A 17440-nucleotide genomic window follows, 5' to 3' on the forward strand; every position below is an offset into this window, starting at 1 on the left:
GAGCGTGGACCTGCACACCGTGACCGCGGTCCGGCCTGCCCGGACGCGCGCGGACCTCGCGGCGTTGGACGAGCGGACCGGGGTGCTCGCGGGGGGGTCCTGGCTCTACTCCGAGCCGCAGGACCACCTGTCCGCGCTGGTGGACATCACCACCCTCGACTGGCCGGCGGTCACCGAGCGGCCGGACGGCGGCCTGAGCCTGGCCGCCACCTGCACCCTGACCGAGGTCGCCTCCCTCTCCGCACGTCTGACCCGGCCGGCCGCGCCGGTGTTCCGGCAGGCGTGCGAGGCGCTCTACGGCTCGTTCAAGGTGTGGCACGTGGCCACGATCGGCGGTAACCTCTGCGCCTCGCTGCCCGCCGGACCGATGACCAGCCTGGCCGCCGGCCTCGACGCCGACGTCGTGGTCTGGCGCGCCGACGGCAGCGACGAGGTGCTGCCCGCCGCCGCGTTCGTGACCGGCAACAAGACCAACGCGCTCGGTCCGGGCGACGTGCTCCGCTCGGTCGAGATCTCGGCCGCCGCCCTCGACAGCCGGACGGCACTGCGCAAGATCGCGCTCTCCGCGCTCGGCCGCTCCGGCGCGGTGCTGGTGGGCCGGCGGGCCGCGGACGGCTCCTTCGTGCTCTCGGTGACCGCGGGAACCGTCCGGCCGGTGCAGCTGCGCTACCCCTCGCTGCCCGCGTCCGAGCAGCTCGACGCCGACGTGGCCGCCATCGACGCCTGGTTCACCGACCCGCACGGTGCCGCCGACTGGCGCCGAGCCGTCAGCCGCCTGCTCGCCGAGGAGATCCGGGGTCAGCTCGCGTGAGGTTCACCGTCAACGACGCCCCGCTCGAGCGGGAGCCGCGGCCGGGCCAGTGCCTGCGGACGCTGCTGCGCGAGACCGAGCACCTCGAGGTCAAGAAGGGTTGCGACTCGGGTGACTGCGGGGCGTGCTCGGTGCTGGTGGACGGCACGCCCGTGCACTCCTGCATCTACCCCGCGCACCGGGCCGAGGGTCGGACGGTCACCACCGTCGCCGGGCTGGGCACCCCGGACGTGCTGAGCCCGGTGCAGCAGCGGTTCGTCGACCACGCCGCGTTCCAGTGCGGCTTCTGCACGGCCGGCATGGTCGTCACCGCCTCCACGCTCAGCGACGCGGACCTCCCCGACCTGCCGCGGCTGCTCAAGGGCAACCTCTGCCGCTGCACCGGCTACCGGGCGATCCGGGACGCCATCGAGGACCGGCCTCAGACCACCGCCGAGCCCGGTGACGGCGTCGGTCGCTCCCTCGGTGCCCCCGCGGGCCGTCGCGTGGTGAGCGGGCGGGAGCCGTATACCCTCGACGTCGTCGTCCCGGGACTGCTGCACCTGGCCGTCCTGCGCAGCCCCCACGCGCACGCGCGGGTCGTCTCGATCGACACGTCGGCCGCCGAGGCGCTGCCCGGGGTGGTCCGGGTCTTCACGGCCGCGGACGCCCCGCACGTCCTGTACTCGACCGGCCGGCACGCCAACCGGCTCGACGACCCGGACGACACCTACATCCTCGACACCGTCGTCCGGTTCCGCGGCCAGCGCGTGGCCGCCGTGATCGCCGAGAGCGTCGGCGTGGCCGAGCAGGCGGGCCGGCTGATCAGGGTCGACTACGAGGTGCTGCCGGCGAACTTCGACCCCGAGCTGGCCCGCGAGCCCGGCACCCCGTTGCTGCACGGCGACGCCGACCCTGTGGCCACGCGGATCGCCAGCCCGCGTCGCAACCTGGCCGCCGAGCTGCACGGCGAGTACGGCGACCTGGCCGCCGGGCTGGCGGAGGCCGACGCCGTCGTCCGCGGCACCTGGCGCAACCAGCGCGTCAACCACGCGCACCTGGAGACGCACGCCACCATCGGCTGGCTGGCCGAGGACGGTCGGCTGACCCTGCGGACCAGCTCGCAGGTCCCCTTCCTGGTCCGGGACGAGATCGCCCGGCTCTTCGACCTGGACTGCGACCGGGTCCGCGTCTTTACCGCCCGGGTCGGCGGCGGTTTCGGCGGCAAGCAGGAGATCCTCACCGAAGACCTGGTGACCCTGGCCGTGCTGGCCACCGGCCGTCCGGTGCAGTACGAGTACACGCGGGCCGAGGAGTTCACCACCGCGCCCTGTCGGCACCCGTTCCGCGTCGCGGTCACCCTCGGCGCCACCGCGGCGGGCCGGCTCACCGCCCTGGCCGTCGACGTGCTGACCGACACCGGCGCCTACGGCAACCACTCGGGCGGGGTGATGTTCCACGGGGTGTCGGAGTCCGTCGCCGTCTACGACGTCCCCCACAAGCGCGTCGACGCGGCGGCGGTCTACACCAACAACCTGCCGTCCGGGGCGTTCCGCGGCTACGGGCTCGGCCAGGTGATCTTCGCGCTGGAGTCGGCCATGGACCAGCTGGCCGTGGAGCTCGGGATCGACCGGGTCGAGTTCCGCCGGCTCAACATGATCCGGCCGGGTGACCCACTGGTGGTCACCCACGTCGAGGGTGACGACCTCGTCTTCGGCTCCTACGGGCTGGACCAGTGCCTCGACCTCGTCGAGCAGGCTCTCGGCAGCGGCCGTGGCGACCCCGCCCCCCAGGGGAACGGAAAGTGGCGTACCGGATCAGGCGTGGCGATGGCCATGATCGCGACCGTCCCGCCGCGAGGTCACCGGGCGGAGGCGAACGTCACCGTCGACCGCGACGGCCGGTACACCATCGGCGTGGGCACCGCCGAGTTCGGCAACGGCACCTCGACCGTGCACACCCAGCTGGTGGCCACCGCGCTCGCGACCACGGCGGACCGGATCACCCTGCACCACGCCGACACCGACGCCACCGGGCACGACGTCGGGGCGTTCGGCTCCACCGGCACGGTGGTGGCCGGCCGGGCGGTGCACGCCGCCGCCCTCGACCTGCTCGAGCGGTTGCGCGCCCGCGCGGCCGCCCTGACCGGCGTCGACGCGTCCTGCGGGCAGCCCGACCGGGACGGCCTGCGCTGTGGTGACACGCTGCTGACCTTCGCCGACCTGCTGGGCCCGGATGCCGGCCTGCGAGGGCACGGGGCGGTGGACGGTGACACCCGGTCGCTCGCCTTCAACGTGCACGGGTTCCGGGTGGCCGTGCACCCCTGGACCGGTGAGATCCGCATCCTGCAGTCGGTCCAGGCCGCCGACGCCGGCTACGTGATGAACCCGGCGCAGTGCCGCGGCCAGATCGAGGGCGGGGTGGCGCAGGCCCTCGGCACGGCGCTGTGGGAGGAGATGATCATGGACGAGGGCACGGTGACCACCGCGGTCTTCCGCAACTACCACCTGCCGCAGCTCTCGGACCTGCCCGAGACCGAGGTGCTGTTCGCGACGACCAGCGACGACCTCGGCCCGTACGGGGCGAAGTCGATGAGCGAGTCCCCCTACAACCCGGTCGCCGCGGCGCTGGCCAACGCCGTCACCGACGCGATCGGCGTCCGCCCCTACGAGCTGCCGATGTCGCGCGACCGCGTCTGGCGATTGCTCGCAGATGGATCGATGAGCGACCCCTCGTCGTAACGCGCGCTGCCTAGGATCGGCCACGACCTAGCAGAGGAGTCGGCATGGGCATCGTCCTGGGCGCGAACCAGTACGGCAAGGCGGAGAACCGGGTCGTCCGGATCTACCGCGACTCGCCGCGGCACGAGATCCGCGACATCAACGTCTCGACCGCGTTGCGGGGGGACTTCAGCCGGGCGCACACCCACGGCGACCAGGCCGACGTCCTGCCCACCGACACCCAGAAGCAGACCGCGTACGCGTTCGCCAAGGAGAAGGGGCTGCAGTCCATCGAGGACTACGGCCTCGCCCTGGCGCAGCACTTCGTCGACGACGTCGAGCCGGTCCAGGCCGCCCGGGTCGAGGTCGAGGAGTTCGCCTGGGAGCGCGCGGTGATCGACGGCGCGGAGCACGACCACACCTGGATCCGCCGCGGCCAGGAGGTCCGGACGGCGTCGGTGACCGTCGAGGGCAGCGGGGACGACCAGCAGGTCTGGGTCACCGGCGGGCTCAAGGACATGGTGATCCTCAAGTCGACGGGCTCGGAGTTCGCCGGCTTCCTGTCCGACCCCTACACCGTCCTGCAGCCCACGAACGACCGCGTGATGGCCACCTCGCTGACCGCGAAGTGGCGCTTCAGCCAGCACACCGACGTCGACTGGGAAGCCACGTACGCAGGCGTGAAGCAGCTCCTGGTCCAGCAGTTCGCCGAGGTCCACTCCCTCGCGCTGCAGCAGACGCTCTACGAGATGGGTCGGGCGGTGCTCGAGACGTACGGGTTCGTGGCCGAGATCCGCTTCTCCGCCCCCAACAAGCACCACTTCGTCTACGACCTCTCACCGTTCGGCCTCGACAACCCGAACGAGGTGTTCCACGCCGACGACCGGCCGTACGGGCTGATCCAGGCCACGGTCACCCGTGACGACGCCCCCGACGCCGGACCGGCCTGGTACGCCTACTCCGGACTGGTGTGACCGCTCAGGTCGTGCGCGGCCACGTCTTCCACGTGGCCGGGAACGCCACTCTGGCGACGGCGGTCGAGGCGCTGGTCTCGCTGCCCGACGGGGCACTGGTGGTCGATGACGCGGGGAGCGTCGCCTGGCTGGGCCCGTACGCGGATCTCCCGCCGGCCTACGCCGACGTCCCCGTCCGGCGGGCCGACTTCGTGCTGCCCGGATTCGTGGACGCCCACCTGCACTACCCCCAGACGTTCGCGGTCGACGCGTACGGGGGCGGCCAGCTGCTGGACTGGCTCGAGCGCTGCATCTTTCCCGCCGAGGCCCGGCTGGCCGACGGGGACACCGCCGGCCGGGTGGCCGAGGAGTTCGTCCGCCGCAGGGTCGCCGCGGGCACCACGACGGCGATGGTGTTCGGTTCGGCCTTTCCCGCCGCCCAGGACGCCCTGTTCGAGACCCACCGCGAAGCCGGTCTCCGGCTGGTCAGCGGGCGCGGCGTGCAGACGGTCGGCCCGCCCGCCGCCGCTCCGTTGCTCACCGGCGAGGACGAGGCCGTGCAGCTCGTCGCGGACGAGATCGAACGCTGGCACCTCGTCGACACCGGCGAGCCCGCGACCTCGAAGCTGCAGGTGGCGGTCGTCCCCCGCTTCAGCCTCTCGGTGACCCGTCGCACGCTGGCCGCCCTCGGCGAGCTCTACGAGGGGGTGCGCGGTCGTGGCGTCTACTTCCACTCCCACCTCAGCGAGAACGACCGGCCGGGGGACGGTGAAGTCACCGCCGTCCGCGCGACCTACCAGGTGCGGGACTACCTCGACACCTACGACGGCCGCTTCCTCCCCGGCTCCGAGGTCGGCGGGCCCGGCTTCCTCGGCCGGCGGAGCGTTCTCGCGCACGCGGTCCACTGCTCAGACCGTGAGCTCGCCCGGCTCGCCGAGACCGGTAGCTCCATCGCCCACTGCCCCACCTCGCAGCAGTTCCTGGGCTCGGGGACGATGCCGTGGCGGCGGACCTCCGCGGCGGGGGTGACCGTAGCCGCCGGCACCGACATCGGGGCCGGGGACGAGTGGCTGATCCCCCGGGTGCTCAACGACACCTACAAGGTCCACCTGTCCGAGCCCGGTACGGACAGTATCGCCCTCGCGCCCGCCGAGCTGCTCTACACCGGCACGCTCGCCGGGGCCCAGGCGCTGGACCTCGACGACCGGATCGGAAACTTCGACGTGGGCAAGGATGCCGATTTCGTCCTCGTCGAGGCCTCCGGTTGGGACCCGCTGGCACGTGCGCTGGAGTACGCAACACAGCAGGCGGAGGACGAAATCGTCGCCGCCGACCAGACCCTATTCGCCCTGCTGATGGGATTGCGCGAACCGGCTCTCAAAGCAGTCCTTGTCGCTGGTCACGAGATCAATCTCCGTCCACTACGGTGGGGTTGAACCCGGGGGGTCCACGGACGCCCGGGATAGGCCGTACGCATCCGGCCCGCTCCGCGTTCCCCGCGCGGCCGGGCCCATCCCCTGTGCGGGCGCCTATCCCGGGTCCTCTGCAGAGCCGATGGCTCAGCCCACTGAGTCGGTCGAGACCCTCGCCCCCGAGCCTGTCGAGGGGCCCGTCAGCTACCGCGGTAGGTGGAATAGGCAAAGGGGCTAAGTAAAAGCGGGACGTGATAGTGGGCGTCCCGGTCATCGACGGTGAAAGTCAGGACGACCTCGGGGTAGAAAGCGCTCGTCCCGGCCTCGCGGAAATAAGTTCCGGTATCAAAGGTGATCCGGTATCTACCTGACTCGAGGTCGGCCGGCCCGAGGTCGGCGATCCGGCCGTCGTCGTCGGTGGTGCCGTTCGCGATGGTCAGCCAGCCGTCGGCGCCGACCTGACCGTCCAGCTGAGCGGACACGCCGACGGCGGCGCCTCCGGACACCGCGTCCAGGACGTGGGTGGTGACGCGGCTGCGGGTCACTCCGCCGCCTCGGGCAGGTTGTAGCCGGAATGGTGGTCGAGGTGGGCGAAGAGCTGCGGGATCCGGAGCAGGGCGATGTCGCGGAGCTCGCTGGCCACGATCGCGATCTCGGTGTGGTCGTCCAGCTGCAGGCGGCGCTGGAGCTCGGCGAGGATCTGCGGCCGGCTCCGACCGGCGGCCCGGATCAGGAACACCCGGCCGAACCGGTCCTCGTACGCCCGGTTGCCCGCGGCCAGCGCCTCGGCCAGGTCGGCGTCCGACGACGAGCTGCTCGCCTGCTCGGCCCGCGAGAACGACGCCGACGAGCCCGAGCCCGTCGGCCGCTCGCCGATCCGCGGGTGCGAGGCCAGGGCCTGGTCGACCTCGTCGGCGGTCAGCGGGTTCGCCGCCGCGGCCGCGGCGTCCAGCAGGGCGGTCATCGAGCCGAACGGGGCGGCGGCCGCCACCTCGTCCACCCAGCGCGGGACGGCGAGACAGGCCGTCAGCCCTTCACGCAGCTCGTCGTCGGTCAGCTCAACCGGGGGTGAGGTCATCGGCGGTTCCCTCCGCACAGAGCAAGCCACAGGGCAGGTACGTGAACGAGGGTAGGCGAGCGGTTAACCTTGTCGCCCGTGACCCTCACCGTACGGACCATCCCCGCGGACCGGCACATCCTCTTCAACGCCAGCCAACCGTCGGTGAGCTTCCTCCAGACCCCGGCGTGGGGACAGGTGAAGAGCGAGTGGCGCAGCGAGTCCCTCGGCTGGTTCGACGAGGGCGACCACCTGGTCGGCGCCGGACTGGTGCTCTACCGCCAGCTGCCGCGGGTCAAGAAGTACCTCGCCTACCTGCCCGAGGGACCCACCATCGACTGGGACGCCGAGGACATCGGCGCCTGGCTGCGACCGCTGGCCGAGCACGTCCGCGCCGCCGGAGCATTCGGGGTGCGGATCGGCCCGCCCGTGATGGTGCGCCGTTGGAGCGCGGACACGATCAAGGCCGCCATCGCCGACGAGCGGGTCCCCCGGCTCAGCGAGGCCATGCCCGACCAGGTCAACCACCGGACCACCCACCTCCGCGACACCATGCGCGAGCTCGGCTGGCGTCACCCCGAGGACGAGGAGGGCTTCGCCGTCGGCCAGCCCCGTTTCGTCTTCCAGCTGCCACTGGCTGGTCGGACGGCCGAGGAGCTGCTGGCGGGGATGAACCAGCTCTGGCGGCGCAACATCAAGAAGGCCGCCAAGCTCGGCGTCACCGTCCGGCAGGGCGGCCTCGAGGACCTGGCCGCGTTCCACCGGGTGTACGAGGAGACGGCGCAGCGCGACCAGTTCACGCCGCGCCCGCTCTCCTACTTCCAGACCATGTGGACCGCGCTGCGGGCCGAGGACCCGGACCGGATCCGGCTCTACCTGGCCGAGCACGAGGGCGACCTGGTCGCTGCGACCACCTGGGTCCGCGTCGGCCAGCACGCCTGGTACTCCTACGGCGCCAGCTCGACGGCCAAGCGGGAGGTCCGTGGCTCCAACGCGGTGCAGTGGCAGATGATCACCGACGCGGTCGAGGCGCGCTGCACCATCTACGACCTGCGCGGGATCACCGAGGGCCTGGAGGCCGATGACCCGCACCTCGGCCTGATCCAGTTCAAGGTGGGCACGGGCGGTGAGGCTGTGGAGTACCTGGGCGAGTGGGACCTGCCGCTCAACCCGCTGCTCTACAAGGCGTTCGACGTCTACATGAAGCGCCGGGGCTGAGCTCGAGCTCTTCTGGGTGAGTGAATGCCGCGTAGTCGCGGCCGCCACTCACCCAAAACCACGCCGCCGCTACGCTCACCGGATGAGCGGTCTGACCCTGCACCTGGACGTCGACCGATGGCGTCGGCACCTGCGCGCCGAGGCCGGCTCGACCCCTGGACTGGTGCCGGTGATCAAGGGCAACGGGTACGGCTTCGGCCTGCGCCGGCTGGCCGAGGAGTCCGCGCTGCTCGGCGTCGACACCATCGCCGTCGGCCTGCCCAGCGAGGTCGACCAGGTCCGCGACGCGTTCGGCAAGACGGTGGTGATCCTCAACCCGTGGGACGCGCACCTGCCGCTGGCCGTCGAGCTGGCGGAGGACCCGCAGGTGCTGACCACGGTCTCCCGACTCCAGGACCTGGCCGCGCTGGCCGACCTGGAGACCCGGCCCCGGGTGCTGGTGGAGGTGCTGACCTCGATGCGTCGGCACGGCATCGCCCCCACCGACCTCGACCGGGTCGCCCTGCTGGCGGACCGGGTACGGATCGAGGGGTGGAGCCTCCACCTGCCGCTGCGCCAGCAGGGCCGTTCCGCCGAGGCCGAGTCGCTGGCCCGGGCGGCGCTGGCTGCGCTCCCGGCTCCGCTGTGGTTCTCCCACCTCCCCCCGGGTGAGGCTGCGGTCCTGGCCTCCGACCTGGCCGCGCCAGGAGCCCCGCCGGTCCCGCTACGGTTGCGCAGCGGCACCCAGCTCTGGCTCGGCGATCCAGGCAGCCGGCACACCACCGCCACCGTGCTCGACGTGCACGAGGTCTCCCGGGGGATGCGCGTCGGCTACCGGCAACGGCCCTGTCTATCCGACGGCTACGTCGTGGTGGTGGCGGGCGGCACCTCCCACGGCGTCGGCCTCGAGGCGCCCACCTCGGCCAGCTCGCTGCGGCAGCGGGCCGTCGCCCTCACCAGCGGCGGTCTGGAGGCGGCCGGCCGGGCCCTCAGCCCGTACACGATCGCCGGTCGCAAGCGCTGGTTCCTGGAGCCTCCGCACATGCAGTCCAGCCAGGTCTTCCTGCCTGGTAACGCCACTCCGCCCAGCCTCGGCGACGAGGTCCCCGTCGAGGTCCGGCTGACCACCGTCACCGTCGACCAGATCGTGCCGACCCACGCGCCCTGAGCCCGTCGAAGGGCTCAGCCCCGCAGCTTGGCCCGCAGCCGGGTGGTGTCGTCGGCGGTCCAGCCCGCTTTCGCGAGCAGCGCCTCGACCCCGCCGAACTCGTCGTCCAGGTGGCCGAGCAGCGCCCGCATCGTCTCGGGGTGCGTGAGGTGGGAGGAGAGAGGACGGTCCCGGAGGTTCTCGTTGTACGTGGGCGAGGCCAGCAGCCGGTCGAGAATGGCCTGCATCCGCTCCGAGCTGGCGGCGTAGTCAGCGATCACCGCCTCCCGGTCGGCTCCGGCCAACGTGAGGGCGAGAGCGACGATCGTGCCCGTCCGGTCCTTGCCGGCGGCGCAGTGCACCAGCGTCGCGCCGGGAGCGCCGGCGATCACCCGTAGGGCCTCGAGCACGGAGTCCGGCCGGTCCATCAGGTACGACAGGTAGTGCGAGGCCACCTCGTTGCCGATCTCGACGCTGGGCTCGAGGTCCACCCAGGGCAGTGCCTCCTCGGGCAGCACCTCGGGCCGGTCGCCGTCGGCCGCCTCGTCCTTGTCCTCACCGACTCCCTCACGCCACTCGCGAAAGAGCGACAGCTGGTGGACCGAGACCTCCGGGTGCTTCGACAGCAGGGTCGGGCCTTCCATCTCAGCCTCGTAGTCGCTGCGCAGGTCGACGACGTCACTGAGCCCGCGTCCGAGCAGAGCGGACACGTCGTCCTCGGTCAGGTCCTGCAGGTTGTCCGAGCGCAGCAGCCGACCTGGAGCGATCGTGCCGCCGTCGGTGGTGGGGATCCCCCCGACGTCCCGCAGGTTGACCAGGCCGTCAGCGTCGATCCACATCCGTTGCACCGGGACAGTGTAGGGAGCGGCGGTGGAGACTAGCTGGCCCAGTGGCCGGTGAAGAACAGCCAGCACCACCACACCAGCGCGACCACGGACAAGCCGAAGCCCAGCACCACCGACGCCCGGTGCAGGACTGCGGCCAGCGGTCCGGAGGGCTGCCGTGTCCCCCAGCGGGCGAGCATGATCCACAGCGGGAACCAGAGCAGCGTCGCCCGGTTGACCGAGAAGAACCAGTACGACAGCGAGAACGCCAGCACCTGGACCCCGACCCAGGCGGCTTCGGCCCAGAGGCGCCGGCTGAGGCACCAGACGGTGACGGCCAGGCCGACGGCCATCGAGACCATCTCGCCGCGGAAGACCGCCGCCCACCAGGGGTGATCGGCGTACGCGCCGGGGACGATCGCTGGGACGGTGTTCAAGAAGGACTGCCACGGGGTGGTCAGCTGGCGCACCCAACCGGTCGACTGCGCGGTGTACCAGGCGGTCCAGCTGCCGGTCAGGGCGTGCAGGTAGGCCGCGAACCCGAGGATCGCTGCGGCCGGCAGCAGCAGCCACGCCCCCCGACGCAGCCGGTCGACCAGGCTCAGCCCGGCGGCGGTCAGGACCATCACGCCGAGCGCGCCGATCAGGAACAGGCCGGACACCCGGACGGTGCAGGCCGCCGTCGCCAGCAGGGCCGCCGCCCCCCAGCGGTCGGCACGAGCCCGTTCCCAGGCCCAGAACGCGACCGCGCAGAACAGCGACTCCGTGTACGGCACCGTGGTGAAGACCGCGGTCGGCGCGAACAGCCAGATCACCGCGGCCCACGGTCCGCCCAGCCGGGCCAGGGCGGCCGCCGCGATCCCGGAGCAGGCCAGGGACAGCAGCACCCCGCCCACCGCGACGGGGACGCCGACGGCCAGGCCGGCCGCGAGCAGGGCGGGCAGGCCGGGGAAGAAGGCCATCAGGATGTTGTCGGGCTCGGCGCCGTAGCCGCCCTCGGCCAGCCGGGTGAAGTGCTGGACGTCCCAGTTGCTGACCATGTCGGTCACGCTGCGGCCCTCGCGCACCGCGAGGACCAGGGCGACCAGCGCCACCAGTCCGCGGCTGGCCAGCCAGGCCTGGACGACGGTCCGGCCGCCGACGCTCGGTGTTCGCGGTACTGGTGCCAGGCGAGCCAGCCCCATCCGGGACCGGCGCTCGACGAGGCGTGGCTCGGCCACCGTGGTCACGCCGATCCACCCACGACCGCCGCCTGCAGCCGTCGCACCCAGCCGGCGTCGGCAGCCCCGTCCAGCACGCCGCCGGCCGGGTCGTCCAGCCGGCCGCGCCGGACAGGATCACGGTCGGGCCGCAGGACGTCGCGGATCACGATCGCCACCAGCCAGCCCTGGGTAGCGAGCCGGACCAGCACGGCGAGCCAGTAGAGCCGGTCGGGCGAGCCGTCGCCCGAGGCGAGCAACCCCCCGAGGTGCCACCAGATCGCGCCGAAGTAGAGCAGCTCACCGACCGTGAAGATCCACCAGTCGCGCCAACGCGGCCGGGCGAGCACGACCAGCGGCAGCAGCCACAGGACGTACTGCGGGGAGTAGACCTTGTTGGTCATCAGGAACGCGGCGACGACCAGAAAGACCACCGAGCTCAGCCGCGGCCGTACCGGGGCCAGCAGGATCAGCAGGCCGATGGCCACGCAGGCCAGCGCGAAGAGACCGCCGCTGACCTCGTTGAGGCCGGAGACCGGGTGACCAGCGAGGTCGAGGACATACCAGATCGACCCGAAGTCGCCGCTGCGGTCGGCGTTGAAGCGCCAGAAGTCCAGCCAGGCCTGCGGCGCCAGGACCAGTACCGGCAGGTTGACCGCGCCCCAGCCGAGCACGAACGTGGCCAGGGTGGTGGCGAAGTCGCCCATCCGCCGGCTGCGCAGGCACAGCAGCAGCAGCGGGCCCAGCAGCAGCCCGGGGTAGAGCTTCGCCGCCATCCCCAGCCCGAGCAGCAGTCCGGCCAGCCACGGCCGGCGACGCGACCAGGCCAGCAGGGCGGTGGCGGTGAGGGCGACGGGCAAGAGGTCCCAGTTGACCAGGGCCGCCGCGGCGACACAGGGCGAGGCCGCCAGCAGCATCCCGTCCCACGGACGGCCCGGTACCGTCCGGACCTGCGCCCAGACGGCGACCAGGAACAGCGCGCCCAGCAGCACCGCGTTGATGTCGACGAAGCCCAAGGTGGCGTCCACCCCTTGCTGGTCGGTCAGCCCGGTGCCGGACGGGGCGCCCAGCAGCACGTTGATCCGCCGCTCCAGCTCGAGGAACCAGCCGGTGAGGACGGGATACTCCAGCACCGGGTAGCTGCCGGAGTCGAGGTAGGGGGTGTTGCCCTGCTGCAACCCCCGGCCGGAGTAGAGCAGCCCGATGTCGGAGTAGCACATGTTCTTGTACTGGTCGATCGACTGCCCGGCCGTGGTGATCCGGCACGGCAGCCGGAAGACCATCCCCGCCAGGTAGACCACGGTGCTGACCAGCAACGCCACCCGGCTGGGGTTCCACCAGACCCCGAACCGGGCCGCGTGCCGCCCGACAGGGCCGCCGAACCGACGGCTCACCTCGGCGACGAACGGGTCACTCAACGAAGGCGCATCTGCGTCACGGGCCGGCGCCGTCACGCTCAGCCGCCGCCGCTGGAGCTCGCGCTCGGCTTGGGGGTGCTGGAGGCGCTGGGCTTGGCCGTCGACGGGCTGCTGCTCGGCTCCGGGCTGCTGGATGAGCTCGGGGTCGGCGAAGCCTGAGTAGTGGCGGACGTGGACGGCTCCGGCGCCGGCCCCTGGGGAGCCGGGGTCTGCGGCGCCGAGCTGGCGTTCACGTAGGCGGGGTCGTCGAACTGCTTCACCGCCTGCCCGTCGGTCGCGACCTCCATGTACTGCGCCCAGGTCAGTGCCGGGTAGGTCGCGCCGAAGAAGGTGCTGTCCCCCGGCCGGCGGTAGTCATCCAGGCTGGAGGTGCCGGCGTTGCCGGCCACGTACATCACGGCGGTGGAGATCTGCTTGGTGTAGCCGACGAACCAGGAGGCGTTGACGACGTTGTTCCCCTGAGCGTCGTCGACGCCGTTGGTGCCCGTCTTGCCGGCGACCGGACGGTTGAGCGTTTGGACGGTCCGGCCGGTGCCCTGCTCGACGACGTTGGAGAGGGCGAACGTGACGTCGCGGGCGACGTCCTCGCTCACCGCCCGCTTCTCCTTCGGGTCGGCCTGGTAGAGCACCTTGCCGCTGGCGTCCTGGACCTCCTCGACGACGTGGGCGGCCACGGACGTGCCGCCGTTGGCGAAGGTGGCGTAGGCGTTGGCCTGGTTCAGCGGGCTGACCTCAGGCGTGCCGATGGGGACGTTCCGAGGGGCCGCGTCCCAACCCACGCTCTTGGGGGCGCCCGCGTCCTTGGCCACCTGCAGGACCTTGTCGGCGCCGTCCTTCATGGTGGTGGTGAGGTCGACGAAGGCGGTGTTGATCGAGTAGGTGGTCGCGTTCAGCAGGCTGGTCTGGTAGCCGTAGCTCTGCCCGTACTCGTTGCGCACGACCTTCGGGTCGCCCGGCAGGTAGAAGCTGCTGCCGTGGAAGGTGGAGCGCAGGCTGTAGCCGTCCTCGAGGCCCGCGGCCAGGGCGAACGCCTTGAAGGTCGAGGCGGTGGGCCGGTGGGTCGTGGCCCAGTCACGGGAGTTCGCGACGTAGTCCGGGCCGCCGTACAGCGCGAGGACGTTACCCGTCCCGACCTCGACGGAGGCGACCGCGGCGTGCAGGTTCTTGGCCTTCTTGCCCGAGGCGTTGGCGGCCTGCTCGGTGTTGTCCTGAGCGGCCTTGACGGCCGCGTTCTGCGCGTCCTTGTCGAAGGTGGTGGTGATCTTCAACCCGCCGCCGTTGATCTGGTCGGAGCTGAAGCCGGCTGCCCCGAGCTCGTTCTCGACCAGCTTGAGCAGGAAGCCCTTGGGTCCGCCGTACCGCTCGTTGACGGGCACATCGGGAAACGTGGGCAGCTTGGCGGCGTCCTTGGTGGCCGCGGCCGCTGTGATGGCGCCGGTCTCGCCCATCGAGGTGACCACGTACCGGTAGCGGTCCAGCAGGTGCTGTTTCCCCTGCTTGCTGGAGGGGTCGAAGTACGTCGGGTTGTTGATCACGCTGGCCAGCACGGCCGCCTGCTTGACGGTCAGGTCCTTGGCGTCCGCGTCGAAGTAGGCCTTGCTCGCCGCCTGGATCCCGTACGCGCCGTGGCCGAAGTAGATCGTGTTGAGGTAGCCCTCGAGGATCTGTTCCTTGGTCAGCTGCTTGTTGATCTTGTAGGCGAGGAACAGCTCCTTGAACTTACGGGTGGCCGTCTGTGAGGAGTACAGGTACTTGATCTTGATGTACTGCTGGGTGATCGTCGAGCCACCCTGCAGGCTGCCGCCGCGTGCGATCGCCCAGGCGGCGCGGGCCATGCCGCGGATGGAGATGCCCTTGTCGGTCCAGAAGGAGCGGTTCTCCGCCGCCACCACCGCGTCCTTGATCGTCTTCGGCATCTCGTCGAAGCTCAGCGGCTGACGGTTCTGGATGGCAAAGCTGCCGATCTCGGACTTGCCGTTGTCGTAGTAGACGAAGGAGGTCGCGGTCTCGAAGTCGGCGTTCGGGTTGGGCAGCTTGGTGGTGGTGTAGCCGACGAAGACCACCGCTGTCGCGCTGACGAGACCAAGGGCGATCAGGATCGCGAGCGTGGCAAAGATGCGTCGGGCCCAGCGCTTTCGCGGCTTCTTGCTCACCGGACCCACAGGTCGCTTCTCCACCGGCCCCCACTGGGGGTCAGCCATAGATGTCCTCGACGGTCTGCTGCCGGCGCGGCGGCTTGCGGCGGACCCCGTCGCCGAGGAGGTAGGACAAGATCATGTGGTTCCACGAGCAGGTCTGGCACACCTCGACCACGACGACCTTGAACTCGCCGTACTCGTGGGCCATCTCCTCAAGCTCGGCCTTCCGCTTGATCCGCCCGGAGTACTGACCGAGCTGCTCACCGAAGACGTAGCTCAGCGTGCTCAACGCCGGCGCCTGGCAGACCGGGCACGCGTTGGTGGTCGGCTCCCCGTGGTACTTCGCCGCCCGCAGCAGCATCGGGTCCGCGTCACACGCCTCGAGGCGCGCCAGCTTCTTCCCCGGGCGGCGCAGCTTCTCCAGGCTGGAGCGTCGCTGCAGCGCATAGTCGATGACCTCCCGCTGCGACCACATGGCGTCAAGGGTACGACTCCTGACTGAGGACAGGCAGGGATGTGAGGTCTTCGACAGCCGGGAACCTCGGCCTGGCCTGGGGCGTTACGAGGCCCGATGACGTAGCATCGGGGACTCGTCGACCACCGCGGGGCCATGGCGCAATTGGTAGCGCACCTGCTTTGCAAGCAGGGGGTTAGGGGTTCGAGTCCCCTTGGCTCCACCCCGCATCTCGCCTTGTCAGAACTGGTTTCACCAGTAGATCGGGTGCTTCCCGAGACCGTCCAATGGGTTAGCGAGTGACTAGCTCTGCGAGTTGAGTGACTACAGCCCTGGACGCAAGCGGACTCCGTGACCTCTTGCCGGGCAGCGACGCTCAACGCTCGCAAGCCGCAAGGAGCAGCTCCGCGACAAGGTCGAGATCTTCCACTGTCACCTCGTCGCCACCGGAGTCGCGAATCCAGCGGATGGACTGACGGCGGTTTCGTTTGAACCAGAGATCGACATGCATGGCCATGTCACGCGCGACGCCGACATCGACGTGCCCGATCTGGGCCAGGGCGACTGGCCGCGTGGCTTCGTCAAAGGTAAGCCGGACGATGTCACTGAGATCGGTTCCTTGCTTCGCGACGGAGCGGTTCATCACCGCTTGCAGCTTCATGGCAATCAATGGCCCGGGTTCGGCAATCAGGGTTGTCTCCTCGAATCTTCTCCCGTCCGAGCGCCGGACCTCGATCGTCACATCCGAGGCCGTGTCGTTCGCCCACGCATGTGCAGCTGCATGGAGCCGATCGCCTGGATCGTCACTTGGCCGATCAAGCTCGACCTGCCGGACTTCCAGTACGTCGACCTTTACCGGGCCGTAAACGGTCGAGAGAATGACCGCCGCCGGCTCGACCGCTTCAGCGCCGGCAGCGGCGCGGAGCACCTCCAACTGCGGTACATCACCGAGAAGACGATCGACGACATCGAGGTCGACTGTCGCGCGGTACGGATTCGACAATCTCGAGAGCACCGCCAGACCACCGACAATCACCGGTGGATGTCCGATGAGCGCGCGGACTTCCGCAACACCTTGCACGACCGCCGCCATCTGGTCGCCGATGAACGTGACGCGGCTACCAGACACGTGGCCATCTGCTTTCGGGGGTCCACGCGTCCAGGATTTCCCGCCCGCGGCCAGCATCTTGGGCCAGGTCCAATGCGACGAACAGCGGGTGCGCCAGCGGCCATTCAGTCGGGTTGCGGCTCAGGTCGACGCGGTGCTCGGACACGGCGGGCACCGGTGCGACGCGCACGGTCGCCCGGACCTGAGAGGGGGAGACGGCCGATCCCAGCAACGTTGTCGCTCGACGGACGATCAGCTGATCGGGAACGAAGAAGTCGAGGACCTGGCCCGACCGGAAAGGCAGAGGTGCCCCGTACGCGGCGGCGGCCGCCGAGTCGGTCAGTGCCCACCCAGATTCATGCGTCTGGCCAAGTCCGAGACGCAATGGTTGAGTGAGAGTCGCATCACCAGCTGGTGGAGGGTTCGCGAGCTGGATGCGTTTGGTCGGCCAACGCTCAGCGGCCCTCCAGAACAGGTCTGTACCGACGACCTTGCCGTCTTCAATCAGCCCATCGCCGCGGAGAGCAGCCACAATGTCCGACACAGTGCTGGGGGAACGACCGAGTCTCCTTGCCAGCTCTCGGACGGCCACCGTCTGCTCCGGTTGCATGAGCAGTGCGGTGGCTATCTCGAGGCCAGCTTTGCCGCTGAGGGCGTCGGAACGGTCGGGACGTTCCTTGACCGGCTGGACGTCAGCTTCGACCACGAGCCGATCAGTGCGGATCGCCAGACGGCCGCGGAGGTCGAGGTAGCCACTCCGATGAGCCACCAGGACTTTCCGTGCGGTGTCGGTCACTCGGTCGGCGACGACGAGCAGCGTTGTCCCGTTCGGCCGAATCTCAGCGAGAAGCCGCTCGGCGACTTCGTCGGTGACCAGGGAGCGGTGCTTCACCTCGACAACGATGGCGGCGCCCTCCGGGTCAAGCACAAAATCGACGCCGGGGTCGGACGCGCCAGTGCGCAGTCGGGATACGATTCCCAGCTGTTCAAAGGCGTCGATCACAACGGCCTCAGTGTCCACGC

The 17440-nt window shown here is 70.6% G+C and carries 15 protein-coding genes and 1 tRNA gene; 7 read left to right on the forward strand and 9 right to left on the reverse strand.

What is annotated here, in order from left to right; genetic code table 11:
• Positions 1-4: 4 nt before the first annotated feature.
• The 4 genes from ACFE7W_RS08475 to ACFE7W_RS08490 are packed head-to-tail and all read left to right on the forward strand — an operon-like array spanning position 5 to position 5899.
• The gene (locus tag ACFE7W_RS08475) at positions 5-811 is read left to right on the forward strand and encodes an FAD binding domain-containing protein (protein WP_375424332.1); all 807 of its coding nucleotides are present in this window, start codon (positions 5-7) and stop codon (positions 809-811) included.
• Entirely contained in the window at positions 808-3531 is a 2724-nt protein-coding gene (locus ACFE7W_RS08480; protein ID WP_375424333.1) for a molybdopterin-dependent oxidoreductase, read from the forward strand. Before ACFE7W_RS08475 ends, ACFE7W_RS08480 begins: the two co-directional genes overlap by 4 nt.
• A 44-nt stretch (positions 3532-3575) precedes the next feature.
• Positions 3576-4484, forward strand: a complete 909-nt coding sequence (pucL, locus tag ACFE7W_RS08485; RefSeq protein ID WP_375424334.1) for a factor-independent urate hydroxylase — start codon at positions 3576-3578, stop codon at positions 4482-4484.
• On the forward strand, positions 4481-5899 hold the full coding sequence (locus ACFE7W_RS08490) for an amidohydrolase family protein (protein ID WP_375424335.1): 1419 nt from the start codon (positions 4481-4483) through the stop codon (positions 5897-5899). The genes pucL and ACFE7W_RS08490 overlap by 4 nt, the downstream gene beginning before the upstream one ends.
• 176 nt (positions 5900-6075) lie before the next feature.
• On the opposite strand, the gene uraH is transcribed toward ACFE7W_RS08490, so the two are convergent.
• Positions 6076-6420: a hydroxyisourate hydrolase gene (uraH, locus tag ACFE7W_RS08495; RefSeq protein WP_375424336.1), complete on the reverse strand. Its 345-nt coding sequence runs from the start codon at positions 6418-6420 to the stop codon at positions 6076-6078.
• Entirely contained in the window at positions 6417-6953 is a 537-nt protein-coding gene (gene uraD, locus ACFE7W_RS08500) for a 2-oxo-4-hydroxy-4-carboxy-5-ureidoimidazoline decarboxylase (protein WP_375424337.1), read from the reverse strand. Before uraD ends, uraH begins: the two co-directional genes overlap by 4 nt.
• A gap of 78 nt (positions 6954-7031) precedes the next feature.
• On the opposite strand from uraD, the gene ACFE7W_RS08505 reads away from it, so the two are divergent.
• On the forward strand, positions 7032-8150 hold the full coding sequence (locus tag ACFE7W_RS08505) for a lipid II:glycine glycyltransferase FemX (protein ID WP_375424338.1): 1119 nt from the start codon (positions 7032-7034) through the stop codon (positions 8148-8150).
• Positions 8151-8232: 82 nt separating this feature from the next.
• The gene (locus tag ACFE7W_RS08510) at positions 8233-9297 is read left to right on the forward strand and encodes an alanine racemase (RefSeq protein ID WP_375424339.1); all 1065 of its coding nucleotides are present in this window, start codon (positions 8233-8235) and stop codon (positions 9295-9297) included.
• Between the two features lie 14 nt (positions 9298-9311).
• On the opposite strand, the gene ACFE7W_RS08515 is transcribed toward ACFE7W_RS08510, so the two are convergent.
• From ACFE7W_RS08515 to ACFE7W_RS08535, 5 genes are read right to left on the reverse strand one after another with little or no spacing between them, the layout of a single operon-like run.
• Positions 9312-10115 carry a tyrosine-protein phosphatase gene (locus ACFE7W_RS08515; RefSeq protein ID WP_375424852.1) on the reverse strand — a complete coding sequence of 268 codons (804 nt, stop codon included), beginning with the start codon at positions 10113-10115 and terminating at the stop codon, positions 9312-9314.
• A 38-nt stretch (positions 10116-10153) separates the two neighbouring features.
• Entirely contained in the window at positions 10154-11284 is a 1131-nt protein-coding gene (locus tag ACFE7W_RS08520) for a hypothetical protein (protein ID WP_375424853.1), read from the reverse strand.
• Between the two features lie 41 nt (positions 11285-11325).
• Complete coding sequence (locus tag ACFE7W_RS08525; protein WP_375424340.1) at positions 11326-12717, reverse strand: glycosyltransferase family 87 protein; 1392 nt, start codon at positions 12715-12717, stop codon at positions 11326-11328.
• 38 nt (positions 12718-12755) lie between these two features.
• Positions 12756-14918 carry a transglycosylase domain-containing protein gene (locus ACFE7W_RS08530; protein WP_375424341.1) on the reverse strand — a complete coding sequence of 721 codons (2163 nt, stop codon included), beginning with the start codon at positions 14916-14918 and terminating at the stop codon, positions 12756-12758.
• Entirely contained in the window at positions 14911-15330 is a 420-nt protein-coding gene (locus ACFE7W_RS08535) for a DUF5318 family protein (protein WP_375424342.1), read from the reverse strand. Before ACFE7W_RS08535 ends, ACFE7W_RS08530 begins: the two co-directional genes overlap by 8 nt.
• A gap of 129 nt (positions 15331-15459) precedes the next feature.
• Between ACFE7W_RS08535 and ACFE7W_RS08540 the strand changes: the two genes are divergently transcribed.
• Positions 15460-15532 (forward strand) — tRNA-Ala (locus ACFE7W_RS08540).
• A 153-nt stretch (positions 15533-15685) separates the two neighbouring features.
• On the opposite strand, the gene ACFE7W_RS08545 is transcribed toward ACFE7W_RS08540, so the two are convergent.
• Positions 15686-16438, reverse strand: a complete 753-nt coding sequence (locus tag ACFE7W_RS08545) for a prevent-host-death protein (protein ID WP_375424343.1) — start codon at positions 16436-16438, stop codon at positions 15686-15688.
• Positions 16428-17438, reverse strand: a complete 1011-nt coding sequence (locus ACFE7W_RS08550; protein WP_375424344.1) for a transcriptional regulator — start codon at positions 17436-17438, stop codon at positions 16428-16430. Before ACFE7W_RS08550 ends, ACFE7W_RS08545 begins: the two co-directional genes overlap by 11 nt.
• Between the last annotated feature and the right edge of the window lie 2 nt (positions 17439-17440).

The sequence above is a fragment of the uncultured Friedmanniella sp. genome, from assembly GCF_964244285.1.
Taxonomy (GTDB): domain Bacteria; phylum Actinomycetota; class Actinomycetes; order Propionibacteriales; family Propionibacteriaceae; genus Microlunatus.

Bases quoted from the DNA above. Each gene is read 5' to 3' on its own strand.
- ACFE7W_RS08515 (WP_375424852.1), bottom strand. From the start codon at position 10,115: ATGTGGATCGACGCTGACGGCCTGGTCAACCTGCGGGACGTCGGGGGG.
- ACFE7W_RS08510 (WP_375424339.1), top strand. From the start codon at position 8,233: ATGAGCGGTCTGACCCTGCACCTGGACGTCGACCGATGGCGTCGGCAC.
- ACFE7W_RS08520 (WP_375424853.1), bottom strand. From the start codon at position 11,284: ATGGGGCTGGCTCGCCTGGCACCAGTACCGCGAACACCGAGCGTCGGC.
- ACFE7W_RS08530 (WP_375424341.1), bottom strand. From the start codon at position 14,918: ATGGCTGACCCCCAGTGGGGGCCGGTGGAGAAGCGACCTGTGGGTCCG.
- uraD (WP_375424337.1), bottom strand. From the start codon at position 6,953: ATGACCTCACCCCCGGTTGAGCTGACCGACGACGAGCTGCGTGAAGGG.
- pucL (WP_375424334.1), top strand. From the start codon at position 3,576: ATGGGCATCGTCCTGGGCGCGAACCAGTACGGCAAGGCGGAGAACCGG.
- ACFE7W_RS08535 (WP_375424342.1), bottom strand. From the start codon at position 15,330: ATGTGGTCGCAGCGGGAGGTCATCGACTATGCGCTGCAGCGACGCTCC.